24 protein-coding genes and 1 pseudogene are annotated in these 24834 nt (G+C 40.8%); 16 read left to right on the plus strand and 9 right to left on the minus strand.

The features are described from left to right. Window positions 1–5 precede the first annotated feature (5 nt). Genes CDOMF_RS00440 through CDOMF_RS10830 form a run of 3 tightly spaced genes read left to right on the plus strand, consistent with a single transcriptional unit; the run spans window position 6 to window position 1731 of the window. Complete coding sequence (locus tag CDOMF_RS00440; protein ID WP_260951952.1) at window positions 6–572, plus strand: phosphorylase family protein; 567 nt, start codon at window positions 6–8, stop codon at window positions 570–572. Further along, window positions 569–1630, plus strand: coding sequence for a 23S rRNA (adenine(2503)-C(2))-methyltransferase RlmN (gene rlmN, locus CDOMF_RS00445; protein WP_260951953.1), 1062 nt, complete (start codon window positions 569–571; stop codon window positions 1628–1630). Before CDOMF_RS00440 ends, rlmN begins: the two co-directional genes overlap by 4 nt. Beyond that, the gene (locus tag CDOMF_RS10830) at window positions 1627–1731 is read left to right on the plus strand and encodes a hypothetical protein (RefSeq protein ID WP_442863512.1); all 105 of its coding nucleotides are present in this window, start codon (window positions 1627–1629) and stop codon (window positions 1729–1731) included. Before rlmN ends, CDOMF_RS10830 begins: the two co-directional genes overlap by 4 nt. Window positions 1732–1899: 168 nt before the next feature. Here the strand turns inward: CDOMF_RS10830 and CDOMF_RS00450 are convergent, their stop codons facing one another. Beyond that, a complete protein-coding gene (locus CDOMF_RS00450) occupies window positions 1900–2820 on the minus strand; it encodes a pseudouridine synthase family protein (RefSeq protein WP_260951954.1) in 921 nt (306 codons plus the stop codon). Window positions 2821–2875: 55 nt separating this feature from the next. On the opposite strand from CDOMF_RS00450, the gene purB reads away from it, so the two are divergent. From purB to CDOMF_RS00470, 4 genes and pseudogenes are all read left to right on the plus strand, one after another. Next, on the plus strand, window positions 2876–4207 hold the full coding sequence (gene purB / locus CDOMF_RS00455; RefSeq protein WP_260951955.1) for an adenylosuccinate lyase: 1332 nt from the start codon (window positions 2876–2878) through the stop codon (window positions 4205–4207). Window positions 4208–4237: 30 nt separating this feature from the next. Next, window positions 4238–6610 (plus strand): ribonucleoside-diphosphate reductase subunit alpha, encoded by a 2373-nt coding sequence (locus tag CDOMF_RS00460; protein ID WP_260951956.1) that lies wholly within the window; start codon window positions 4238–4240, stop codon window positions 6608–6610. Next, a pseudogene (locus CDOMF_RS00465) lies at window positions 6607–7440 on the plus strand (NgoPII family restriction endonuclease). The gene CDOMF_RS00460 and the pseudogene CDOMF_RS00465 overlap by 4 nt, the downstream one beginning before the upstream one ends. Continuing rightward, window positions 7437–8429, plus strand: coding sequence for a DNA cytosine methyltransferase (locus CDOMF_RS00470; protein WP_260951957.1), 993 nt, complete (start codon window positions 7437–7439; stop codon window positions 8427–8429). The pseudogene CDOMF_RS00465 and the gene CDOMF_RS00470 overlap by 4 nt, the downstream one beginning before the upstream one ends. A 1-nt stretch (window position 8430) precedes the next feature. Here CDOMF_RS00470 and aroC read toward each other — a convergent pair whose 3' ends face one another. The 4 genes from aroC to CDOMF_RS00490 are packed head-to-tail and all read right to left on the minus strand — an operon-like array spanning window position 8431 to window position 11610. Continuing rightward, window positions 8431–9498 (minus strand): chorismate synthase, encoded by a 1068-nt coding sequence (gene aroC / locus CDOMF_RS00475; RefSeq protein ID WP_260951958.1) that lies wholly within the window; start codon window positions 9496–9498, stop codon window positions 8431–8433. Then, window positions 9495–10172 carry a ribonuclease III gene (gene rnc, locus CDOMF_RS00480; protein ID WP_260951959.1) on the minus strand — a complete coding sequence of 226 codons (678 nt, stop codon included), beginning with the start codon at window positions 10170–10172 and terminating at the stop codon, window positions 9495–9497. The genes aroC and rnc overlap by 4 nt, the downstream gene beginning before the upstream one ends. Beyond that, window positions 10173–10607 carry a ribonuclease HI gene (rnhA, locus tag CDOMF_RS00485; protein ID WP_260951960.1) on the minus strand — a complete coding sequence of 145 codons (435 nt, stop codon included), beginning with the start codon at window positions 10605–10607 and terminating at the stop codon, window positions 10173–10175. It lies immediately after the preceding gene. Continuing rightward, the gene (locus tag CDOMF_RS00490; RefSeq protein ID WP_260951961.1) at window positions 10585–11610 is read right to left on the minus strand and encodes a hypothetical protein; all 1026 of its coding nucleotides are present in this window, start codon (window positions 11608–11610) and stop codon (window positions 10585–10587) included. The genes rnhA and CDOMF_RS00490 overlap by 23 nt, the downstream gene beginning before the upstream one ends. 60 nt (window positions 11611–11670) lie before the next feature. On the opposite strand from CDOMF_RS00490, the gene dnaG reads away from it, so the two are divergent. Genes dnaG through CDOMF_RS00505 form a run of 3 tightly spaced genes read left to right on the plus strand, consistent with a single transcriptional unit; the run spans window position 11671 to window position 15233 of the window. Next, window positions 11671–13314, plus strand: coding sequence for a DNA primase (dnaG, locus tag CDOMF_RS00495; protein ID WP_260951962.1), 1644 nt, complete (start codon window positions 11671–11673; stop codon window positions 13312–13314). Beyond that, a complete protein-coding gene (locus CDOMF_RS00500; protein ID WP_260951963.1) occupies window positions 13311–14297 on the plus strand; it encodes an argininosuccinate synthase domain-containing protein in 987 nt (328 codons plus the stop codon). Before dnaG ends, CDOMF_RS00500 begins: the two co-directional genes overlap by 4 nt. Window positions 14298–14309: 12 nt before the next feature. Next, entirely contained in the window at window positions 14310–15233 is a 924-nt protein-coding gene (locus CDOMF_RS00505; RefSeq protein WP_260951964.1) for a restriction endonuclease, read from the plus strand. On the opposite strand, the gene CDOMF_RS00510 is transcribed toward CDOMF_RS00505, so the two are convergent. The 3 genes from CDOMF_RS00510 to CDOMF_RS00520 are packed head-to-tail and all read right to left on the minus strand — an operon-like array spanning window position 15234 to window position 17556. After that, window positions 15234–15788 (minus strand): flavin reductase family protein, encoded by a 555-nt coding sequence (locus CDOMF_RS00510; RefSeq protein ID WP_260951965.1) that lies wholly within the window; start codon window positions 15786–15788, stop codon window positions 15234–15236. It abuts the gene before it with no gap. Window positions 15789–15829: 41 nt separating this feature from the next. Continuing rightward, the gene (locus CDOMF_RS00515) at window positions 15830–16975 is read right to left on the minus strand and encodes an iron-containing alcohol dehydrogenase (protein ID WP_260951966.1); all 1146 of its coding nucleotides are present in this window, start codon (window positions 16973–16975) and stop codon (window positions 15830–15832) included. 26 nt (window positions 16976–17001) lie between these two features. Then, window positions 17002–17556 (minus strand): YbaK/EbsC family protein, encoded by a 555-nt coding sequence (locus CDOMF_RS00520; protein WP_260951967.1) that lies wholly within the window; start codon window positions 17554–17556, stop codon window positions 17002–17004. Window positions 17557–17659: 103 nt separating this feature from the next. Between CDOMF_RS00520 and CDOMF_RS00525 the strand changes: the two genes are divergently transcribed. The 5 genes from CDOMF_RS00525 (at window position 17660) to CDOMF_RS00545 (ending at window position 22447) form a co-directional block, all read left to right on the plus strand. Further along, window positions 17660–18331: a DUF2625 domain-containing protein gene (locus CDOMF_RS00525; RefSeq protein ID WP_260951968.1), complete on the plus strand. Its 672-nt coding sequence runs from the start codon at window positions 17660–17662 to the stop codon at window positions 18329–18331. A 1-nt stretch (window position 18332) separates the two neighbouring features. Next, window positions 18333–19034, plus strand: coding sequence for a uracil-DNA glycosylase (ung, locus tag CDOMF_RS00530; RefSeq protein WP_260951969.1), 702 nt, complete (start codon window positions 18333–18335; stop codon window positions 19032–19034). 51 nt (window positions 19035–19085) lie between these two features. Continuing rightward, window positions 19086–19598: a pyridoxamine 5'-phosphate oxidase family protein gene (locus tag CDOMF_RS00535; RefSeq protein ID WP_260951970.1), complete on the plus strand. Its 513-nt coding sequence runs from the start codon at window positions 19086–19088 to the stop codon at window positions 19596–19598. A gap of 152 nt (window positions 19599–19750) precedes the next feature. Beyond that, the gene (locus CDOMF_RS00540) at window positions 19751–21862 is read left to right on the plus strand and encodes a TonB-dependent receptor domain-containing protein (protein ID WP_260951971.1); all 2112 of its coding nucleotides are present in this window, start codon (window positions 19751–19753) and stop codon (window positions 21860–21862) included. Between the two features lie 111 nt (window positions 21863–21973). After that, window positions 21974–22447 carry a GNAT family N-acetyltransferase gene (locus tag CDOMF_RS00545; protein WP_260951972.1) on the plus strand — a complete coding sequence of 158 codons (474 nt, stop codon included), beginning with the start codon at window positions 21974–21976 and terminating at the stop codon, window positions 22445–22447. Between the two features lie 19 nt (window positions 22448–22466). Here CDOMF_RS00545 and CDOMF_RS00550 read toward each other — a convergent pair whose 3' ends face one another. Beyond that, window positions 22467–23516 (minus strand): tellurite resistance TerB family protein, encoded by a 1050-nt coding sequence (locus CDOMF_RS00550; RefSeq protein WP_260951973.1) that lies wholly within the window; start codon window positions 23514–23516, stop codon window positions 22467–22469. A gap of 122 nt (window positions 23517–23638) precedes the next feature. Here CDOMF_RS00550 and CDOMF_RS00555 point away from each other — a divergent pair, with 122 nt between their 5' ends. Further along, entirely contained in the window at window positions 23639–24826 is a 1188-nt protein-coding gene (locus CDOMF_RS00555; RefSeq protein WP_260951974.1) for a replication-associated recombination protein A, read from the plus strand. Window positions 24827–24834: the final 8 nt, after the last annotated feature.

Consider the following 24834-nt stretch of genomic DNA (forward strand, 5'->3'; position numbering starts at 1 on the left):
AGAGCGTGATAATCTCTGCCGGTCGTAATGAAATTTTTGATTTCGCTCTGCCGATGGGAGTAGGGCTTGTGGACATGAGTATAAATTTGACGAAATTTTTATGTGAAAATAGAGCAAATTTGCCTGATGAAATTATATTTATAGGTTCGGCAGGACTTTATAAAAGCGGAGAAATTTTTGAAATTTATGAGAGCAAAATAGCTGGAAATATCGAAATTTCAAGTTTAGAAAATAAAAGTTACACTCCGTGTGAAACTCAAATTTCATCAGTACAAATCTGTGACAAAAATTTAAATGCCAAAGTTCCACGTGAAACTATCCAAGTAAATTCATCAAATTTTATCACGACCGATGAAAATTTGGCATACAAGCTTGCAGAGCTTGGCTATACTTTGGAAAATATGGAATTTTTTGCAGTGTTAAAAGTGGCTAAGAAATTTAAAATTCCAGCTCGAGGGTTATTTGTCGCAACAAATTTTTGCGACCAAAACGCGCATGAAGACTTTATAAAAAATCATCAGAAGGCCAAAGAGAAACTTATAAATTCACTTAAAGAGAGAAAATTGATATGAGAAATTTGCTTGATTATACGCTTGAGGAGCTTGAGAGTGAGCTAAGCCCAAAATTTCGTGCCAAGCAAATTTACGAATGGGTTTATAAGAAAGGCGCAGATAGCTTTGATGAGATGTTAAATTTGCCAAAGGCTATGCGAGAACAGCTTGCACAGGAGTTTTACTTCGATCCGTTAAGTTGTGTGAAAGCCGAGCAGAGCAGTGACGGCTCGATCAAGTATCTTTTTGAGCTTAAAGACGGCTCGCGTATAGAGAGTGTTTTGCTACCGATGAAAGAAGAACAGACTCACGAAGACGGCAAAATTTCGCGCCATGCTCGATACACCATCTGTGTAAGTTCGCAGGTAGGCTGTCGCATGGGCTGTTCGTTTTGTCTTACTGCCAAAGGAGGACTAAAGCGAAATTTAACTCCGGGCGAGATCGTGGGGCAAATTTTATGGATAAAAAAGGCTAATAATATCCCTTATGAGAGGCGTATAAATATCGTTTATATGGGCATGGGCGAGCCGCTTGATAACTTAAATAACGTCTCAAAAGCGATTAAAATTCTTATGGAAAACGACGGACTTGCTATCGGTGCTAGAAGGCAGACTGTGTCCACTAGCGGGCTTGGTTCTCAGATAAAAAAGCTCGGAGAGATGGATCTGGGAGTGCTGCTTGCGATTTCACTTCATGCTGTTACTGACGAGCTTCGCACAAAGCTCATGCCGATAAACAAGGCTTATAATATTGAATCCGTAATGCAAGCAGTCAAGGAATTCCCCATCGATATGAGGAAGCGAGTGATGTTTGAGTATCTTGTCATCAAAGATATGAATGATAGTATAAAAGACGCAAAAAAGCTTGTGAAGCTGCTTCACGGCATCAAAGCAAAAGTAAATCTTATCTATTTTAATCCTCACGAAGGAAGCGAATACGGACGACCCGAGCTTGAAGATATGCTTAAATTTCAGGAATATCTGCGCGATCATGGTGTGACCTGTACGATTCGTCAAAGCAAAGGGCTTGATATCTCGGCGGCTTGCGGACAGCTCAAACAAAGAAGCGAGAGCAAATGAGCCTGCTTGATATCTCGCAAATCATCTTTATATCTATTGTGGTGATCGCGGGGCTCGCATTAGTTATAAAAGTTGCAATTTTTGATAAGGATGAAAGATAAAACTAACTTATTTATTTGTTAGCTTAAATTTGTTTGTATTTACCTCTTTTTTATCTGTTTTTTAGCTTTTAACTTCAACTAACTTTATTTACTAACAAGCTAAAATATTTTCATTTTATATATTTAAGTTTTTAAAAATTTTGCTAACGTTTTTGTGTTGTTAGCTTGTTAAGTTAGTTCAAATTTCTCTTTTGCAAATTTATAAAATTCGGTTTTTGCGTCAAATTTTGACTTAATATGATAGTTTTTGCCGTCTAATTCAAATAAAATTTCATCCGAATGAAGCAAAAGTCTGCTCGCGCCGGTTAAATTTATCCTGTCTATTTCGCTCATCTCTTTGTCTAAAATTTTGATTATCTGCTCTCGATCTAATCCATAAAGTGGTTCGCCTAAAATTTTGTGTTCTACGTGAAACAAATGTAAGCGAATTTGATGTTGCCTTCCTGTAAGCGGAACGGCTCGAACAAAGGTTGCATCTATGTCGGCAAAATACTCTATCGGTGAAATTTTAGTAACTGCATCCTTGCCGTCTTCACAAATTTGCATACGCATTTTTACATCGTCGTAGTTGTTTGCAAGATCCATTTTGGCTTCTATTGTCATGTCGTTTTTGATCTCGCCGCTTGTCATCGCGACGTAGCATTTTTTAACTTCTCTGCTTTCAAAAAGCTTTTTTAGTTTTATTTGAGAGGCTCTATTTTGTGCGACGACGATTAAGCCGCTCGTTTCAAAATCCAAGCGATGTGCCACGCTTGCCTCTCGACCATATAGATGCCAAATTTCATCGTTTAGTGAGTATTCGCAGTTTCTACCGTTTGGATGGCTTAAAACTCCACTTGGTTTATCAAAGACGGCAAACTGCTCGCATTCAAATATCGGCTCAAGTCCGCGCGGATTCGTTTCGTAGTCAATCAGACAAATTTCACCGTTTAAAACAGCGTTTTTTTCATTCACCACAACACCATCGCAAAGAAGCCTTCCTCTATCTATAAGTCGCTGCGCTTCTCTCATCTTAAAGCCTGAATTTATCAGTACTTCATAGGCTTTTTGGGAATCGGCAATGGTAATAAATTTATTTATATAAGGCAATTTTTACTCGTTTTTGGATAAAATCTATCCTTTATTATAACACAAAGGTGATTTTATGGTAGAGAGATACTCGCGCAAGGAGATGGCTGAAAAATGGAGTATGCAAGCAAAGTATGACGCATGGCTTAAAGTTGAGATTGCTGTGGTTAAAGCGTGGAATAAGCTTGGATTTATCAGCGATGAAGACTGCAAAAAGATAGCAAATAACGCCAAATTTGACATCGCTCGCATAGACGAGATAGAAAAGACGACCAAACATGACGTGATCGCGTTTTTAACGAGCGTGAGCGAAAGCCTTGGCGAGGAGAGCCGCTTCGTGCATTTTGGCATGACAAGCTCTGATTGTATCGATACCGCCGTTGCTTTGCAGATTAAAGAGAGTCTTGAACTTATCATAAAAGATGTTGAGAATTTGATGAGTGCTATTAAAAGACGCGCCTACGAGCACAAAGATACGCTTATGGTTGGTCGCAGCCACGGAATTCATGGCGAGCCGATAACTTTTGGGCTTGTGCTTGCGATCTGGTATGATGAGATAAACCGCGCTTTAGAGCTGATTAAGAGCGCTAAAAAAGTGATAAGCTATGGCAAAATTTCTGGTGCGATGGGAAATTTTGCGCATGCACCTCTTGAGCTTGAAGAGCTAACTTGCGCTGAGTTGGGGCTTACTCCTGCGCCTGCGTCAAATCAAGTGATCCAGCGCGACCGCTACGCACACGTGATAAACGCTATCGCTATACTTGCGGCAAGCTGCGAGAAGATAGCCGTAGCAGTCCGCCACTATCAGCGCACGGAAGTTTATGAGTGCGAGGAGTACTTCAGCGCCGGACAAAAAGGCTCGAGCGCGATGCCTCATAAGCGGAACCCGGTTCTAAGCGAAAATATCACAGGTCTTTGCCGTGTGCTTCGCTCGTATGTAACGCCTATGCTTGAAAACGTAGCGCTTTGGCATGAGCGCGATATCAGCCATAGTTCAGTCGAGAGATTTGTGCTGCCTGATGCATTTGTGACGGCTGATTTTATGCTGGTTCGCCTTAGTAATTTGATAGAAAATTTAGTCGTTTATCCTGAAAATATGATGAAAAATTTAAACCTTACGGGTGGGCTTGTATTTTCTCAGCGTGTGCTTTTGGAGCTTCCAAAACGTGGAATTTCTCGTGAGGATGCATATAAGATCGTACAAAGAAACGCGATGAAAGTTTGGGCTGATCTTCAGGAGGGTAAGCAGGCTATAAATGAAAAAGGTGAGAGCCTGTATCTTCAAAATTTACTAAACGATGAGGATCTAAACAAAGCACTTAGCGAAAAAGAGATAAGAGAGTGTTTTGAGTATAGCTACTATACGAAAAATGTCGATGGAATTTTTAAAAGAGTATTTGATAAGTAAAATTTGAGAAATAGAAATTTAAGGAATTAAGTGAAAGTCATAAAGCGTAACGGAAGAGCAGAGGAGCTTGATATAAGTAAGATCAAGAAATACACAGGTGCCGCAGTTGAGGGGCTAGAAAACGTAAATTTAAGCGAACTTGAGGTTGATGCGAAGATCCAGTTTCGCGATATGATAACGACCGAAGAGATCCAGCAGACGCTCATCAAAACGGCAGTTGATAAGATTGACATAGATCGTCCAAATTGGACATTTGTCGCGGCGAGACTGTTTCTTTACGACCTGTATCACAAAGTAACGGGCTATAACGGTTACAACCATTTGCGCGAATATTTTGAGAAGGGCGAGAAGGCAGGGCGCATCATCCCTGGTCTTAAGGACAAATACGACCTTGACGATCTAAACAACTACATAAAGCCTGAGCGCGACTTGCAGTTTGCCTATCTTGGTATCAAAACGCTTTATGATCGCTATCTTATCAAGGATAGCAAAGGCAAGCCTATCGAGCTTCCGCAGCAGATGTTTATGGCTATCGCGATGTTTCTTGCACAAAATGAGCTTGATAGCCAAGGCTGGGCGAAGAAATTTTACGACCTCATCAGCAAATTTGAGGTCATGCTGGCAACTCCAACCCTATCAAATGCAAGGACAACTCGCCATCAGCTAAGCAGCTGCTATATCGGTAGTACGCCTGATAATATCGAGGGAATTTTTGACAGTTACAAAGAGATGGCGCTGCTTTCTAAATTTGGCGGCGGTATCGGCTGGGACTGGTGCAAGGTGCGCGCCATGGGCGGAAGTATCGACGGACATAAAAACGCTGCCGGAGGTATAATCCCATTCCTAAAAGTAACCAACGACATAGCCGTAGCAGTCGATCAGCTAGGCACAAGAAAAGGTGCGATAGCCGTATATATCGAGCCTTGGCATATGGACGTGAGCGATTTTTTAGATCTTCGCAAGAACTCGGGCGAGGAGCGAAGACGCGCACATGAGCTGTTTCCGTCGCTTTGGATAAATGACCTATTTATGAAGCGCATTAAGGAAAATGGGCGCTGGACTCTCTTTGATCCTGCGCAAGTGGCTGATCTGTGCGATCTATATGGCGAAGAGTTTGAGAAGCGCTACATAGAGTATGAAAACGATGAAAATATCCAGAAAAACACTGTCGTAGCCAAAGAGCTTTGGAAGAAAATTTTAACCAGCTATTTTGAGAGCGGAATGCCGTTTTTGTGCTTTAAGGATAATGCTAACAGAGCAAATCCAAACGATCACGACGGACTTATCAGAAGCTCAAATTTATGCACTGAAATTTTCCAAAACACGGAGCCTAATTACTATAAGATCAAAATCACCTTTGAAGACGGCGAAGAGAGAGTGTTTAACGAGGAAGATGACGTTACTGTAGGTAGCGGTATAACGAAAAAAGCTAAGAAGTTAAGTGCACTCGATAGCATTGGCAAAAAGCAAATTTTTATCGTTGAAAAAGAGAGCGTCGAGGGCAAAACGGCGGTTTGTAACCTTGCGAGCATAAATTTAAGCAAGATAAACACAAAGGCTGACATCGAGCGCGTAGTGCCGATAGCGGTGAGAATGCTTGATAACGTTATCGATCTAAATTTCTATCCGCATAAAAAAGTAAAACACACGAACTTATCGTCCCGTTCTATCGGACTTGGCGTGATGGGCGAGGCGCAAATGCTGGCAAATCGCGGCGTAAAATGGGGCAGTTATGAGCATTTAGCGCTGATTGACAGCATAATGGAAAACATAAGCTATCAAGCCATTTATACAAGCTCAAATTTAGCCGTTGAAAAGGGCAAATATCCGACATTTGAAGGCTCAAAATGGAGCAAGGGAATTTTCCCGATAGATGTCGCGAACGAAAATGCAAAAGCTCTCGTAAATCGCGGAGGGCTGTTTGATGAGGATACTTGCGACTGGGATAAGCTGCGAGCTAAGGTTAAGACTGACGGTATGAGAAACGGCTATCTTATGGCTATCGCACCGACTAGCTCGATATCTATCCTTGTTGGCACGACTCAGACGATCGAGCCAGTTTATAAACGCAAATGGTTTGAGCAAAATTTAAGCGGTATGATACCGACCGTCGTGCCTGATCTAAGCCCTGATACGTGGCAGTTTTATACACCTGCTTACGAGCTTGATCAAAGAGTGCTCGTTAAAGCTGGGGCCGTGCGCCAAAAATGGATCGACCAAGGCCAGAGCCTAAATATCTTCATGAGCCTAGATAAGGCAAGTGGTGGTTATCTAAATGAAATTTACACGCTTGCATGGGAGCTTGGGCTTAAATCAACCTACTATCTACGCTCGGAAAGCCCTGATAGCAATAAAGTAAATAACGTAGCCGATCGCTCGATCGAGTGCGAGGGGTGCCAGTGAGCAATATTATAAATGCTATTTTGAATTTAGTAAATAATTCAAATTTTTCGCTAAATTTTCAAAGTGATAGTAAAAATAGAGCAAACCAAATGGGAGATGCTCTAGAAAACTATATCAAGGATTTGTTTGCTGGTAGCTTTGGGTTTAGTGAAAATGAAAAAATAGCAAGATATAGCGATATTTTCTCATACTTGGGCAACAATTCAAATCCTCCTGATGCAATGTTAAAAAATGGTGATGCGATCGAGATAAAGAAAATAGAAAAAATGACTCGCTTCTAGCTCTAAACAGCAGTCATCCAAAATATAAATTAAACTATGATTTCAAGTGATTGCAAAAATGCTGAAATTTGGCAAGAAAAAGATATTATATATGCAACAGGCGTAGTGAACAATAATAAAATTAGCAGTCTTTGCATGGTTTACGGAACTGAATTTTGTGCCAAAGATGAGTGCTATGCTAAAGTCAAGAATTTAATAAAAAATAGCGTTGAATCTTGTGCAGGGATTGAATTTTCACATACAAGAGAGCTTGGCAGAGTAAATAAAATAGATCCGCTCGGCATAACATATCTAAGAATTCGCGGTATGTGGGGCATAGAGAACCCTTGGAAAGTATTTAGTTATATCTACACTAGAAATTTAAATCAAAATTTTAATTTCATGTCGATAATTAGCCAAGAAAAATGGGATAGCTTTGATAATACACAAGAGCTAATAGATTTATCTACTAAAAATGAAAATTTAAAAATTGTCAATAAAAATGTCAAAAATCCCAATAATCCGGCTCTGCTTATCCCTGTGAAATTAGTAGAATTTTCAACCAAATGAAGCTTATTAGTCTTTTTAGTGGCTGTGGCGGTCTTGATTTGGGTTTTTTGAATGCCGGATTTGAGATAGAAGTCGCAAATGAATTTGATAAAGCAATCCATAAAACATATCAGATAAATCACGAAAATACAAACTTACTAAAAGATGATATTAGAGATTTAAAAGATAAAGATTTTCCTGATGATATATGCGGAATTATAGGTGGTCCTCCTTGTCAGTCTTGGTCTGAAGCAGGCTCTTTAAACGGAATAAATGACGCAAGGGGTAAGCTTTTTTATGAGTATATAAGGATTATCAGAGCCAAAAAACCAATGTTTTTCTTGGCAGAAAATGTCAGCGGAATGCTAGCCAATAGACATTCGGTAGCCGTTGGTGAAATTTTAAGCGCATTTGATGAGTGTGGCTATGAGGTTGCCTTACATCTTGTGAATGCTAAAGATTATAACGTTGCACAAGATAGGAAAAGAGTGTTTTATATAGGATTTAGGAAAGATTTAGACTTAAAATTTTATATGCCACAAGGCTCAAGTTTTGATGAAATATCAAAATTAACACTTAAAGATGTTATTTTTGATCTTAAGGATAGTGCTATTGAAAGTGCAAAAGGAAATAAAGCGAACCCAAATGCAGTAAATAATCACGAATACTTTACAGGCTCATTTTCGCCTATTTTTATGAGCAGAAACAGAGTAAGAGGGTGGCACGAACAAGCATTTACTATACAGGCTTCGGGAAGACAGTGTCAGATTCATCCAAATGCCCCAAAAATGATAAAAATGGCTACAAATTTATTTAAATTCCAAGACGGATTTGAAAAATTTTATAGAAGATTAAGTGTGAGAGAGTGTGCTAGAATTCAAGGTTTTAATGATGATTTTGTATTTGAGTATGAAAATATAAATGACGGTTATAAAATGGTCGGTAACGCTGTGCCTGTAAATTTAGCTTATGAGATAGCTCAGGCTATAAAAGATAGTTTAAATGGTTGATTTATCTATATATCTTTTTTAAATTCCCCAAATTTGCACTCAAATTTAAAAGCATAAAATCAGCTATCACAAGTCTTGCCATCGCGGTTGCCACGACACTTCCGCGGATCCCGATGCATGGATCGTGTCTGCCGCGAAGCTCGCAAATAACCTCTTTGCCGTGGATATCTTGAGTTTGTTGAGCTAGAAATATCGAAGGAGTCGGCTTAAAATGCGTAGTTATCAAAATTTCAGCCCCGCTACTCATGCCGCCAAGGATCCCGCCTGCGTGATTTGAGATAAGACCCGCCTCATTCATGCAGTCGTTATTTTCGCTTCCTCGCATCGCGCTTGCTTTTACGCCCTCGCCGATCTCTACGGCTTTTACGCCGTTTATGCCCATCATTGCGGCTGCAAGCCTTGCGTCAAGCTTATCATATAGCCCCTCGCCAAGTCCGCTAGGAGCGTTTAAAATTCGCGTTACGACGCTAGCCCCCACGCTGTCGTGAGCCTGCTTAGCCTTTAAAATTTCATCCATCATCAAATTTTCTTTATCAAGAGCAAAAATTTCAGAGCCTTTTGCCGCCTCAAAGTCAAATTTCTCAGCTTTTATAAGCCCCACCCCGCTTACTCCGCTCTCTACTTGCACGCCAAATTCGTTTAGTAAAATTTGAGCAAACGCCCCGCCTGCAACGCGCACGGCAGTCTCTCTTGCAGAGCTTCGTCCGCCGCCTCTGTGGTCGCGAATGCCGTATTTTTTAAAGTATGTGTAGTCGGCGTGTCCCGGGCGAAAGAGCTCTTTGATGTTGTCGTAATCTTTTGATTTTTGATTTTCGTTGTAGATCACAAATCCGATTGGTGTGCCGGTACTAACACCTTCAAAAACCCCGCTTAACACCTCTATCTTATCGCCCTCGCGTCTTGCGGTGGCAAATTTTGATTGACCCGGTTTGCGCCTATCTAGCTCAGCTTGCAAAAACTCCTCATCTATCCCAACTCCCGCAGGAAATCCGTCAAGAACCCCGCCGATAGCCACTCCGTGACTCTCTCCGAAGGTTGTTAAGATAAGCTTTCGTCCGAATGAATTCATGAGTTTTCCTTGATCTTTTCTATCGCAGTTTTGGCGGCTAGCTGCTGAGCCTCTTTTTTACTCTTGCCAATCGCTCGTGAGACCTCGACATCTTTTAGCAAAAGCGCGATCTCAAACTCCTTCTTGTGATCTGGACCAAATGAGCGCACGAGCTTGTATTCAGGTGTTACTCCAAGCCTTGCTTGTGTGATTTCTTGCAAAGTTGTTTTGTAGTCTTTCATCAAATTTTTAAGATCGATGTCCGGATAGCAAATTTCAAAGAGCCTTACCGCGATATCGTTTACCGCTTCAAAGCCGCTTTCTATGTAAATCGCACCCATCACCGCTTCAAAAGCGTCTGAAAGTATCGAAGCCTTTTCGCGTCCACCGTTGTTCTCTTCGGCTGCGGATATAAATATATGCTCGCCCAAATTTAGATAGCTTGCCAAATTTGCAAAGCTTTTTTCATTGACAAGTGCGGCGCGAAGCTTGCTCATATCGCCTTCGTCGGTGTTTTTAAATTTGCGAAACAGATAATCAGCGATCACCAGATCCATCACCGCATCACCCAAAAACTCGAGCCGCTCGTTATTTTTGCCCTTTTTGCAGCTTTTGTGCGTAAGCGCGTTTTTTAGGTTGTTTATCTCTTTAAATTGATATCCGAGCCTATCTTGTAGTGATTTTAAATTTTGCATTTATCTGTCGCTTTCATCTCTTATCTTGGTTGCCGCCTCTCTTGCGAGCGTGTCGCAGCGCTCGTTTTGCGGATGTCCGTTGTGAGCCTTGACCCACGTGGCACGGATCTTGTGAGCGCTTGAAACATCTAAAAATTCTTGCCAAAGCGGCACGTTTTTAACATTTTTAAAGGCTTTTTTGACCCAGCCGTCAAGCCACTCGTTTATCGCATTTGCCACGTATGAGCTATCGGTATAAAGCTCCACCTCGCAAGGCTCTTTTAGCGCTTTTAGCCCCTCTATCACGGCGCGAAGCTCCATTTGGTTGTTGGTCGTCATCGCCTCCGCTCCGCTTGCCTCTTTTGTGTGTTTGCCGTACTCTAGGATATACGCCCAGCCTCCTGCGCCCGGATTATTTAGGCATGAGCCGTCGCTAAAAAGGCATACTGTTTTCACAGGATTTTTCCGTGATGTGAGGCAAAATTTGAGCGCTTGCTAGCTCGTGACACATCGGACAGCGGTAAAAATGAAGCGGAAAGGAGTTTTTGCAATTTTTGCAGATGTAATTAAAGCTAAGATCGGCTTTGTTAAATCCCACTTTTCTTAAATTTGTCATCACTTCAAGCTCAAATCCAAGCTCCTTTGCGGGCTCGCTGCTTAAATTTTTAGCGTAAAATAGCGATTTATACTCATCATCGCTTAAATTTACGGCGCGCTCTTGCCTATAAATGATATCAAGTACATCTTCAAGCGGCGGGAAGTCAGGGAAATTTGCTATATCAGCGCCTCTTTGTAGCCAGTTTTCAAGCGCCATTCGCCTTGCAAGCGTAAAGCTATCCTTGAGCTTTAAAATTTCAGCTGTTTTTGCCTCTAGGCTCATATCTTTATCTATCAAAATTTTCATGATGTTGATATAAGCTTTTTGAGATTTTACGTCAAGTCCGAGCTCTTCAAGCGCGTCAAGTGCGTTTAGCGCCTCGTCATACTCTTTTAGTTTTTCATACACGACGGTTAGAAATTTAAGCGCAGTTTGGTTGCGCGGAGATAGCTTTAGCGCCTCTAAAAATATATCTTTAGCCTTTTGCAAAAAACCCGCCTTGAAAAAAACCTGCCCCAAGTCAGTAAATATAGGCTCTTTTTCGCTTTTGTTTTTGGCTTTATTAAGTGCGATCGCGTAGATGTTTATCGCCTTTTCGAAGTAGCCGCTTTTGGCAAATGTGTTAGCTAAAAAGCAAAGCGACGCGCTATCAACGTCAAATTTGACAAGCATCTCTTTATGCTCGCTGCTAAGCCCTTCGGTCTTATCAAATTTCTTTAAAAATTTCTCCAACTCCTGCTTTTCGTCTTTGTTTCTAAAAACACCCCAAATGTAGCTTAAAACGGCGATCATGAGGATAAGCGAAACAAACACGACAAGCCCGAAAATCGGATCTCTAAACTCTATAAAAAAAATTTCCAATGTAAATTCCAGCCCTAAATTTTAAGCCCATTATAGCAAAGTGATTGTATAATCTCGCTTATGATAGACCCAAAATCCATTGAAAAACTCAAAGAACAAGCCGATATAATCGACATCGTAGGACACTACATCCCGCTTAAGAAATCAGGCTCAAACTACGTCTGCGTTTGTCCGTTTCACGACGATAAAAACCCAAGCATGAGCGTGAGCCCAAGTCGCGGGATATTTCATTGCTTTTCGTGCAAAGCGGGCGGAGACGTCATAAAATTTGTCATGGATTACGAGAAGCTTACATATCCTGAGGCTATCGAAAAGATCGCGATGCTTTCAAATTTCACGCTTAATTACGTAAAAAACGAGCGTGAAAATGTGAAAGAAAATAAACACGTCCTTGAAAAAGCAAACGCCTACTATCGCAGTTTGCTTTACAAGACTCCTGCGGCGATAGAGTATCTATACTCGCGAGGCGTTACGGACGCGCTTTGCGCTAAATTTGAGCTTGGATATGCGCCTGATAGCATCCAGACGATAAGGCTGCTTGAAAACGAGCAAATTTTGCCAAACGAAGCGCTTGAATCAGGCATCGTCAAGCAAAACGAAAGCGGAATTTACGCAAGCTTCATTCAGCGTATAACCTTTCCGATCTACACGCACACAGGCAAGCTTGTAGGCTTTGGAGGCCGAACTTTAGGCGATCATCCCGCCAAATACGTAAATTCGCCTCAGAGTGAAATTTTTGATAAATCAACGCTTTTTTACGGTTACCACTTGGCAAAACGCGACATCCACGTCAAAAACCAAATCATCATCACCGAGGGGTATCTTGACGTGATGATGCTTCATCATGCGGGATTTACTAACGCTGTGGCAGTGCTTGGAACGGCTCTTACGCAAAAGCATTTGCCACTTTTAAAGCGAGGCGAGCTAAGCGTGGTGCTTTGCTTTGACGGCGATAGTGCAGGCATAAACGCAGCGGTTAAGTCCGCCCATCTGCTTGCACAAAACGAGATAGACGGCAGCGTCGTTATCCTTGAAGGCGGAGCCGATCCTGCCGATATGGTGGTCGCCGGCAAGATAAAAGAGCTTCATAATTTGTTTGAAAACGGAGTTGAGATTGGGGAGTTTTATATAAGAAATTTGATAGCCAAATTTGACCTAGCTCGCCCGGTGCAAAAGCAAAGAGCGCTTGAAGAGGTGCGCGAATTTACGATGAGTCTAAAGCCGATAATCGCAAATTCTTATGCGCCGCTTGTTGCAAGCTTGCTAAAAATCGACATAAATTCGTTTACTTTGGCAAATTTGCGCTCAAAAGTCGGCACTCAAACGCAGCAAGCTATACAGGTGGCGCCTAGTAAAATTTATCAAAAAGACAAGCTTGAACTTGAGCTTTTAAAGACGCTTGCCGAGGCAAACGGGCTTAGCGATATGATTTTGGATCTGGTGAAAAAAGAGTACTTTGCCCATCACGGCGAAATTTTTGAAGCTATTTTACGTAAAGCGCCTGAAGATGAGGTCATTTTGCGTGAAATTTCGCTTGAAAATGTCGATGTAATCGAAAGCGAGGAGCAAATTTTAGAGGCTGTAAAGATACTAAAGATCAGATTTTACGAAAATATGCGAAGAGAGTATCTAGCTTCAAATCGCAGTGATAAGATAGAAATTTTAAGAAAGATAGGGATAATTTTGGAGAAATTAAAACGATGAAGGCGCTGGTTTTGTTTAGCGGCGGGCTTGATAGTATGCTTGCTATCAGGCTTTTAAAAGAGCAGGGCATCGAAGTAACAGCGGTGCATATAGATATAGGATTTGGTGCAGGCGAGGGCAAATTTGACGTGCTTGAAAAGCGTGCGGCGATGGCGGGTGCTAAGCTAAAGATAGTAGATATCAGAAGCGAATACTTGCAAAATGTGCTTTTTAACCCGAAATTTGGCTACGGCAAGCACTTTAACCCCTGTATCGATTGTCACGCGTACATGTTTAAAACCGCTTTAAACATGCTTGAGGATGAGGGCGCTAGCTTCATCGCTACTGGCGAGGTTCTAGGGCAGCGTCCGATGAGCCAAAGGCGCGATGCGATGGTGCATGTAAAGACTTTGGCTAAGGATGAAGACGATCTTATATTGCGCCCGATGTCGGCACTTCTTATGAAGCCTACAAAGCCAGAGCGCGAGGGCTGGGTGGATAGAGAGCGTCTGCTTGGACTTAGTGGCAGAGACAGAAAGCCTCAGATAAAGCTAGCCAAAGAATTCGGATTTAGCGACTTTGAAAGCCCTGCAGGTGGGTGCTTGCTCACGGTTGAAGGCTTTGCAAACAAGATAAAGGACTTTTTAAAATTTGATAAAGATATGAGCCTAAAAGATATGCAGCTTCTTAGGATCGGGCGGCATTTGCGACTTAAAAACGGCTCAAAGATGGTGATCGGACGTGATGAAAGCGATAATGAAAAACTGCTCGCGCTTCAAAATCCAAAATTTGCTCAAATAGAGTTTGACGATAGCGTTGTGGGAGCGGTTAGTTTTATAAATTTAAATGCCGATGAAGAGGATCTTAAATTTGCCGTGCGTCTTGCGCTTGCCTACACGAGAGCTGATAAAGAGCGCGAATATAGCGCCAAAATCGGCGAAAAAACTATCATCGCAAAGCCGTTTGGGGATAAAAGCCCCGCTCAGGAGTGGTTTATAACGTAAAGGAGAGGTTTTATGGTGCCAAGTCACAAAGAGATGATGCTGCCGATACTTGGATTTCTTAGCACTAAAAGCGAAGCGGATAGAAAAGAAATTTATGAATTTGTGGCGAAACATTTTAAACTTAGCGATGATGAAAAGGAGCTTAAGATACCAAGCGGCAAAGTGCTTTTATACGTAAGCAGGGCTAGTTGGGCGTTAAGCTATCTTGCCTCTATACAAGAGATTATGAATTTGCCCAAAAACAAAAGGCCTGCTGAAAAAATAGGGCGAGGCGCTTTTAAAATAACAGAATTTGGTAGAAAAATTTGCGCCGATAAGAACTCTGAGGCTAAATTTAGCTCTTGGTATGATGAAGTTTACAATAAGAATAAAATCAACAAACATAACAAGCTGTTATCCGCAACCGATCAAAATTCCAAAGATACAACTCCGATAGAAGCTATAAATAGTGCCGATATCGCGCTCAAAGAGCTTCTAAAGACTCAAATTTTAGATGAGATAAACGCCAAGAGCCCTAAGTTTTTTGAAGACTTGGTGAAAAATCTTTTGGTTAAGATGGGTTACGGCGAAGGGACGCTTACAAAAGACGGAGCCGATGGCGGCATAGATGGAGTTATAAACGAAGACGAACTTGGAATTTCTAAAATTTATATTCAAGCTAAGCGCTGGCAAGGAAGTATCACTCGCCCCGAGCTTAACAAATTTGCGGGAGCGATTTTGGATAAGCAGACGAAAAAAGGCGTTTTCATCACTACTTCAAAATTCACTAAAGAAGCCGAGCAATACGCTAAAAATTTGCAGGATCACTCCATTGCGCTAATCGACGGTGAGCGACTTGCAGAGCTGATGATAAAGTATAAAGTAGGCGTTCAGGTCAGACAAAATATCGAAATTTGCGAAGTTGATAAGGACTTTTTCGATGAGTTTATGGAGTGATTAAATCTTTACGTTTATCCTTTTGCCAAGCGTGTAAAACTCGCCGCCTGCTACGTAGTGAAGGCTTCTTAACTCCTCCTTGCACTCGTCAAATTTCCACCTGCCATCCTCAAACGCTCGCACATCAGCCCATGCTCCCACGATCTTGCCAATAAACAGGTCAAATTCGCTCTGGTTTTGCTTGTTTGTTAGCACCTTGCAAACTAACCAAGCTATGCAGTCGCTAACTAACGGCGCGTCAAAGCCTTCTTGATAAAATAGCCTTACATCTTGCATTTTAGTGGCGTTTTGATGTCTTGAAACAAAGCCTAACTTCATAACCAAATTCGCCTGTTTGACGCATGGAATACTAACGGCAAAATATCCGCTCTTTTCTATCAGCGAGCGAGTAAATGCGCCAGAATCAACTACCACGCTTATCTTGTCATAATCCAGCGCGCAAACCCAAGACGCACTCATCGCGTTTTCTATGCCATCAAATTTGGCGCTTATCAGGCAGGTTGGGCCGGTATTTACCATTCTGTACGCCTTTGCAAGCTCTACTTCTCTTATCATTTTTGCTCCTGTTTTGCGCTAACACAGCTTGTTAGTTAGCGTTAGTTTGCCAAATTTAAAATTTCCTCTATCGTTTTTCTAGTGTAAATTTTATCCATTCTCCAAGCTACGGCATTTTGCGCGGCGACATCAAGGATCTCTTCTAGCGCACTTTTATCTATGTTTAGCTGTTTAAGGCTAGTTGGCGTGCCTATCTTATCAAACCATGCTTTAAGCGCTCTTATGCCATCATCTGCCGAATTTGCGCCAAAAATTTCTCGTCCAAACCGCTCAAACTGCGCCAAATTTTTATCTTTATACCACTTCATCCACGCAGGCATCACTACCGAAAGCCCCTCTCCGTGCGCACAGTCAGTTACTGCGCTCATGGCGTGCTCTATCATGTGGTTTGGGAAGCTTATGCCTTTAGTGCCCGCGCGCGTCATGTGATTTAGCGCCATCGTCGCAGCCCAGGCAAACTCGGCTCTAGCGTCGTAATCGCTAGGCTCTTCAAGCAAAATTTCAGTCGTTCTTATTATCGTTTTGATGTTAGCCTCAACTTGCAAATTTATGATCTGCGGATGGATGCTTGCGGTGAAATACCCCTCGATAGAGTGCGCGATCACATCGCTTGCCGAGTAGGCCAGATACTCGCTTGTGACGGTTGCTTGAAGCCTTGGGTTGATGACTGAAACCTTTGGGAAAAGCACCTCGCCGCTTATGGCGTATTTTTGTTTGGTCTCTTCTTTTGTCACGATCGCGCCGTTGTTCATCTCGCTTGCGGTCGCAGCCAAAGTTATGATGTCAAAGATTTTAAGGGCAGCTTTTGGAGTTTTGCCTGTGAAAAAGTCCCACACATCTCCCTCATAACAAGCTCCTGCCGCGATAGCCTTGGCTGAATCCAGCACCGAGCCGCCTCCTACGGCTAGCACGCTGTCTGCGCCAAATTCTCTTGCGAGCTTGATGGCTTCATTTACTTTGCTTAGCACAGGGTTGCTCTTAACTCCGCCAAGTGCGGCAAATTCTATCCCCTCTTGCTTAAGGCTTTTTGCTACTACGTCAAATAGCCCCGTGCGCTTTATACGCTCGCTTCCGTAGAGCAAAAGCGCCTTTTTAGCGCCAAATTCTCTCATGTAAGCGCCGATGTTTTGCTCTTTGCCTTCGCCAAATTCTATTTTAACAGGGTTATAAAAGCTAAATTGATACATCTTAACTCCTTTTATAGCTAAATTTTCTAAGCGGTCGCGAAATTGACGAGTTTTGGCTTTACTATTCGCTCGTAATCTTTGGCGTTTAAGACGATGGAGCGATCAAGCAAACCGGCGTTAAAAGCGATCTCTTCAAATCTCTCAAAAAGCTTGCTATCGACGATGAGCTCTAGCCTATCATGAAAACTAAACGGCGGAACAGAGCCGATAACGCAGTCTGTTAGCTCACTAACCTCCGCAGGGCTTGCTAAAGAGGTTTTTGTGCCGTGAAATTCTTGCGTGATAGCTTCTAAGTTTGCTTTGTAATCGGCAGGAAGCACGGCTAAAATGTAGTGTTTAGAGCTTTTAAGAAGGCTGCTTGATGAGGTTTGACTCGGGTTTTCGTTTTTATAGGCGGCTAAAATTTTAGGATCTATACCTTTTATCACGCAAACAAGAGCCTTAGCACCCTGTCCCATTATCGTGCCGCGAGCTTTGGCAACGGCTTCTGAGGTGTTGGCAGGCTCGTGGTTTATAACCTTAAATTTCGCGTCGTTTTGGCTTAGAAGAGTGTTAATCTTATTAAAAATTTGCTCGGACATAAGTTTCCTTTTTGATCTTAAGCTTATGCTAAATTCTAAATTTCGGTTTAGAAATTTTAGCTTAATTTAGTTATGATTTTAAGAATTTTATAGGTCAAAAGAGATGAAAACGCTAAAAGAACTTGTGAATTTAGACGAGCCCGGTATGAAGCTCATTAAAGAGTGGTCAAAGGATGCTAAAAATAGTTGTGAATTTTTGCCGTGCGATGAAAAAAGAGCCGAAAATGAGCTGTTAGCCTTGCAAGTAACTACTCGCTCGCCGATGGGCGCGCTTGTCTACGGTAGCGGTGGGCTTGTCATAAATAACGGCTGGATGAGGATATTTGGCTCGGGCTGTGAAAAGATGAAGCGCGGGATAGTTTCGTTTAACCAAGCGGTGCAAGAAAATTTTAGTCCGTTTAGCGCTCCTTATTTGCTGATAGCAGATGATGTGTTGGGCGGAAATTTCGCGATAAATGCGGGTGGGCTTGGTAAAGACGCGGGTAAAATTTACTATCTTGCGCAAGACACTTTAGAGTGGCAAGGCCTTAATGTCGGGTATTCTGAATTTTTAGACTTTGCTTTTAACGGTAATTTGGCGAAATTTTACGAAGGATTTTTCTTTGAAAATTGGCAAGAAGAGGTTGCAATGATAAGCCTTGATGAGGTTTTTGCTTTTATGCCGTTTTTATGGACAAAAGAAGGCGCTAACATAAATAGCGTTAGCAAACGCGCTGTTAGTGCGGAGGAAAATTTCCGATTAACGCTTGAATTTATGCAGAATTTAAAGAGGTAATATGCAGATAGATATCAACAAAGTTCAGATCGAAGAGGGCTGGAAAGAGGCGCTTAAAGAGGAGTTTTTGAGTCCGTATTTTGCAAATATCAAGCAAAATTTAATCATTGCTTTGCAAGCGGGCAGAGTATATCCTCCAAATTCGCTTATCTTTAACGCTTTTAACCTAACGCCTTTTGATAAGGTTAAGGTGGTGATCCTTGGGCAAGACCCGTATCACGGCGAAAATCAAGCTATGGGGCTTAGCTTTAGTGTGCCAAATGGAGTTAGAGTTCCGCCGAGTTTGGTTAATATCTACAAAGAAATTTATGATGATCTTGGGATCAGCGAGCCAAATTCGGGCGATCTTACTTACTGGGCGAAGCAAGGCGTGCTACTGCTAAACGCGACTTTAACGGTTGGGGCAGGGCAGGCAAATTCGCATGCAAATTTTGGCTGGCAGGAGTTTACGGACGCTGCCATAAGAGCTGTAAGCGCTCATAAAGAAAACGTCGTCTTTATGCTTTGGGGCAATCCCGCAAAGGCGAAAATTCCGCTAATCGATACTAACAAACATCTTGTCCTAACGGCGGCTCATCCAAGTCCGTTAGCGCGCGGAGCATACTTTGGCTCGCGTCACTTTTCAAAATGTAATGCCTATCTTGTTAGTAAAGGCGTTAGTGCGATTGATTGGGATTTGAATAATTATAAAATTGAAATTTAAGCGGGGGGGGGGAGGTAAAATCTCCTTTGAGTTTATATTCTAGGGAAAGAAATGAGAAGAAAAGATAGAAATTTAGACGAAGTCGCGGCTTTTGAGATAATCGATAAATGCGAATATGCGGTGATAAGCTGTGTGGATGATGATGGCAGCGTATTTTCTATACCTATCTCGATCGCAAGAGAGGGCATGAGTGTCTATATACACGGCGCGGTTGCGGGCTCAAAGGCTAGGCTTTTTAAAGACGGCAAAGATGTCGAGATGGTGTGCGTGTCGTATAACAAGGTGCCGGAGCATACAGAGGCTGAATTTGAAGCGATGAAGGATGACGGAGCCAAGCTTGGAAGCAGGGTTTTTACTACCGAATACAAAAGCGCGATAGCAAAAACCAAGGTTTATCCTGTGACTGATGATACAAAGAAAATCAAAGCTTTAAGGCTACTTTGCGAAAAATACACACCAGGATACATGAGCGCTTTTGAAACTGCGGCGATGCACGGACTAAAAGCGACTAGCATATATGAGTTTAAGATACAAAGTCTAAGCGCTAAGGCGAAAATTTTGTAGATTTAAAATATAAAATAAACTATCATTTTACTGTCATTAAAATAATATTTATAAACACTTAAAATTTAACTTATATCTAAGAAAAGAACTGCTAGTATTCAAATTTAATATAATACCGATTATTAATTTATATATCTAAAAAAGGAAATCAAATGCATAAATTTAGCAAGATGGCCGCCATTGTGCTTTTTGGCGCTTCTATTTCAATGCTTCAAGGCGCAGATACAAAGTCTAGCGCAAAGCGTATGGATGCAAACTCTACTGCAGCAACTGCGCAGCTGGATATGGTTTCAGTTACCGCAAACAGAAGCGAAACCGATGTGGCGAAGTATGCTGGACAGGTTAGTATATTAACACAAGATAATTTATCAAAATCTCCTTCAATCATTGAAAATTTGGGTCAAATTTCAGGAATTCAACTAGGTGATGATCTTGGCAGGCAAATAGCCCAATCTTATAATATTAGAGGATTTGATGATAGAAGTAATAATAGAGTTATTATAGAACAGGATAATATTAGGCGTTCTCCAACTATGTTTTCTAATCTTATCTCATCTTTTCGTGTTGATAACGACTTGCTAAAAAGGGCTGAAGTCGTAAAAGGAGCATCTTCGGTACTTCATGGTAGTGGAGCTATAGGGGGTATCATTAGTATGCAAACAAAGAGCGTAGATGACTTTATCATAGGGGATAAAAATTACGGCGTGATGATCGGGCATCGTCAAGAGAGCAATCATATGAACTCAAACCGTGGGGCACTTGCGTTTAAGCCTGTGGAAAATTTAGGATTTTTACTTTATGGCAAACATGCCGATTTTGGGAATACAAAATTTGCCGATAAAGGAAATGGAGAGACTTACGCTCTTGATGATGAGCGTATCAATACACTATTTGGAAAGATTGAGTGGGATATTACGGATGAGCATGAACTAGATTTTAGTGTATTTAATTATCATGAAAATTTAGTTACGGGCTGGCAATCTTTATGGCATAATGTTGATACTGTATCTGGAGTATTAAAGCAACGCGATTATAATGTAGTGTATAGATATTCTCCGATAAATAATCCTTGGATAAATTTTTCAGCACAATATTTTAATTCTTATGCTAAATATCATAGAGTAATGACTAATCCTACTCGTGTAGTAAATTATAAAAACGAAGATAGACGATGGGGAGTGGGAGTCAAAAATGAAAGTATGTTTAATACAGGATTTTTGGAGCATAGATTAGTTATTGGTTTGGATCATGAGCATCGTAAGGAGGATGCAGTATATAGAGCAAACGGGGTATTATCGGATTTTGGTTCTTTTCCGAATTTTTACAAAGACTATGGATTGTATATTCAAGATATTATTAATATAGGAAATCTTGAATTTACTCTTGGAGGTAGATATGATTACTTCAAAAGAGGTGTAAAATTATCAGGAAGAGAAGCTTATTCTGATAAAAGATTTTCACCAAAAATAGGACTTGCCTATGAAGTGTTTGATGGTATAAATTTGCTTGCCGGATATGCTGAGACATTCAGAGGACCTACTCCAAACGAAACATCAGCACAAGGTCCTTTAAATATACATTATTACTATTTGCCAAATAACGGTTTAAGGCCTGAGATAGCAAAAGAGTATGAGCTTGGATTTTCTATAGACAAAGAGAATTTAATCGGAAATGATAGGTTATATTTTAAAGCAACTTATTTTAATGGTTCTATTAATAATATGATTAATTTAAAAGAGCATCCTGAAATGGGCACACCTCCTGCGAGTCCAATGTATGCAAGATATGAGAATGTCGATAGTGCTAAACGCAATGGATATGAAATTGAGGCTAGATATAATATAAATAACTTTGCTTTTAATACGGCATATGATCATATAAAGGTTTATGATAAACAGACTAAAAAGAGAGTTAATGTTTATGCGGATAAAATTTTACTTGGTGGACAATATACGTATACGCCTTGGAATTTGACATTGGGTGCAAACATGTCCCATTGGTTAAAGCCGTCAAGGGACACCAAAAGTTTTGTGTCTAGGGGTAAGAAGTATTATTACGTAGACAAGAGCTTTACAATAGTAAATTTAAAGGGTAAATGGACTCCGACCAATTTTGAAAACAAGATTTTTGGTCGTGGCTTTAGCTTGAGTTTTGGTATAAATAATATATTTGATAAACAATATATTCATCCGAGAAGACATACTGAAACTACCTTAGTAGGCAAAGGTAGAAATTTCTACGTCGACTTTGAAAAGAAATTTTAACTTATTTTTAGAGGCGATAAACGTCGCCTCTTTTCTTTCTATTTACTAAATACAATTTCTATTATAAAATCGCTTTTGTTATAATACTTTAAAAATTTATATTGGAATAAAATGACGATAAGAAAAGCTACTAAAAACGATGCAAAGGCTATAATAGAAATGATAAATGAGCTTGCTCTGTATGAGAAGCTTGAAAGCGAAGTTAAAATAGACGAGAGTGTTTTTGTATCTCATATTTTTGAAAAAGAGCTTGCTAGCGCGTTAGTTGCCGTTAGTGGAGGTGGCGAGATAGTTGGCTACGCTATATTTTTTCACTCATTTTCTACTTTTTTAGGCAGAGCCGGCATCTATCTTGAAGACTTGTACGTAAAAAAGAAGTTTAGAGGACAAGGGATCGGTATGAAATTTATCAAAACCCTTGCCGAAATTTGCGAAGACGAGGGATTTGGACGGCTTGAGTGGGAGTGCCTCGACTGGAATGAGCCAAGTATTAAATTTTACGAGAGCTTAGGGGCTAAAAGGCAGAACGGTTGGCTAAAATTTAGAATGAGCAGAGAAGAGATAGAGAAGATTAGTAAAATTTAGGCTCAAAAAGAGCCTAAATTTAGATATTTTGCTTTGTTTGCTCTATTAGCTCCAATGCAGCATTTTCATTAAAATTTATCATTTTTGCGATATTTTTGATAAACATCTTTTCGGTTATGTGGATTTTCTCATCAACACTAGAGAGTGCTATCAAATCAATAATTAACGCCAAAGCTTCCTGTGGATCAGTCTTAAACAAAGCGTAGTTTATATCCATTTTTTCGTTATTTCCAAGATATCCTATCAGCTCCATTTCGTCGCTGCTTGCAAAATTTGATTTGGTTATAAAATTTGCGATGTATTCTTGCTCTTCATCCTCTATTTTGCCATCTATCCTCATTAGGCTTATTAAAATTTTAATCTTCTCTTTTAGTATCTTATCGCCATTTTTGATATCGTTTATAGCACTATCAATCTCGTTTTTGGCGTTTTCAAACTCAGCCTTAGCCACTCCAAGCATTTGTATATCCTCATTTGTATCGACCTCATCACACTCATAAATGATTTCTTTTTCAAAAATTTCCTGTGCCTTTTTACCGATTTTGCTGGTTGAGTATTTAGACCAAGCAGCCATAGCAGCCGCGCCTGCCAGAGGTATCCACTTTGCAGCCATTGACTTTAGCACCTGCTGTGTCACTCTGCCTCCAAGTGTTTTGATTACACTTTGCAGAACTTTAAGGCTGGTACGCTTTACGATTACTTTTTGAGCATGAACCGCCACAAGGCCAGAAGCCATATTGCCTACTGCGCCAAATAAAATTTCAAGCATAAGCTCATTGCTGGCTTTTTTACCATTAGCTCTTGCGATATCAGTTATCATAGCCATTTGATTTCTAATCACACTGATGATCTCAGGGATCGCCGCCGCCATACCCAAGGGACCAGGCACCAAGCCCGTAGCACCTGATATACCGGCATTTATGTTGCTGTATTTTGATATGATATTACTTACCTCATATTTGCTTGGCGCTTGATTTTTAGAATAGTATTCATCGCGACTGGCTTGCACTGACTCAAACGCGTCACCGATGCCTTGAGAAATCTTGCTCGAGATCTCTTGAGTTGTCATAAACACTCCTTTAATTTTAAGATATTTGATTTATTTTATCGTTTTTTTTTTTTTTGAAATTCTTAAAATTTGTCTGGAAATTTAACTTTTTGTATAATTTACAAAAATATCTAAGGAAAGCCATGTTTGCTTTAAAATTTCGCCCAAAAACTCTTGATGAAATTTGCGGACAGACCGAGATCGTGGAAGTTTTTAAAAAATTTATTGAAAATGAAAAAATCCCGCACAGTATATTTTACGGACCTGCGGGCTGTGGTAAGACGAGCTTTGCTAGAGCTGTGGCTGGAGCGATGAGTTATGATTTTTACGAATTTGACGGTGGAAATTTAAAGATCGAAGAGTTTCGTAAAATTTTAAAAAACTATGAAAACGCGCTAAATAAACCGCTTTTTTTCATTGATGAGATTCACCGTTTAAGCAAGACTCAGCAAGAAGCGCTTTTGGTTCCGATGGAAAATTATAATGCTATAATCATCGGAGCAAGCACGGAGAATCCATACTTTACTCTAAGTTCGGGTATCAGAAGCCGCTCGATGCTGTTTGAATTTACTCCGCTTAAAAGGGCTGATTTTGAGAAGTTGCTTAGCCGCGTTAGAGCTGAAGTCGAGTTTGAGATCGATGATGAGGCGCGTGAGTATCTGTTTAAAAGTAGCGGTGGTGATGCGCGCGGGCTTTTAAATTTGCTTGAATTTGCACTAAATTTAAGCCCCGATATAACTCTTGAAAATTTAAAAATACTTCGCGCTAACGCTGTTAGTGAAGGAGTTAGCGAAGATGATACGCACTACCACTTGGCAAGTGCCTTTATAAAAAGCATGCGAGGAAGTGACGAAAACGCCTCCATATACTACCTTGCAAGGCTCATTGATGCCGGCGAAAGCGCGGACTTTATCGCTAGAAGGATGGCGATATTTGCAAGTGAAGATGTGGGTAACGCTAACCCAAACGCACTAAATTTAGCCACTAACACACTACTAGCTGTTAGTAAAATCGGCTATCCTGAAGCTAGAATTATCCTAAGTCAGTGTGCTATCTATCTAGCCTGCTCGCCGAAGTCAAATTCAAGCTACAAGGCGATAAATTCGGCCTTAAAATATGTAAAAACTGAGACTCTTTTAAAAATTCCTCCATACCTTATAAATACCGCTCCTGAATCCAAAGACTATCTTTATCCGCATAGTTTTGGTGGCTGGGTTGAGCAAAAATATCTCGAAAAACCGCTTAAATTTTATGAGAGCAAGGGTGTGGGATTTGAAAAAACGCTTGAAGAGTGGATAGCGAAAATAAAATTCAAAAAATATCGTATTTAATCTGTATT

Source organism: Campylobacter sp. RM16187 (genome assembly GCF_025319965.1).
GTDB lineage: Bacteria > Campylobacterota > Campylobacteria > Campylobacterales > Campylobacteraceae > Campylobacter_A.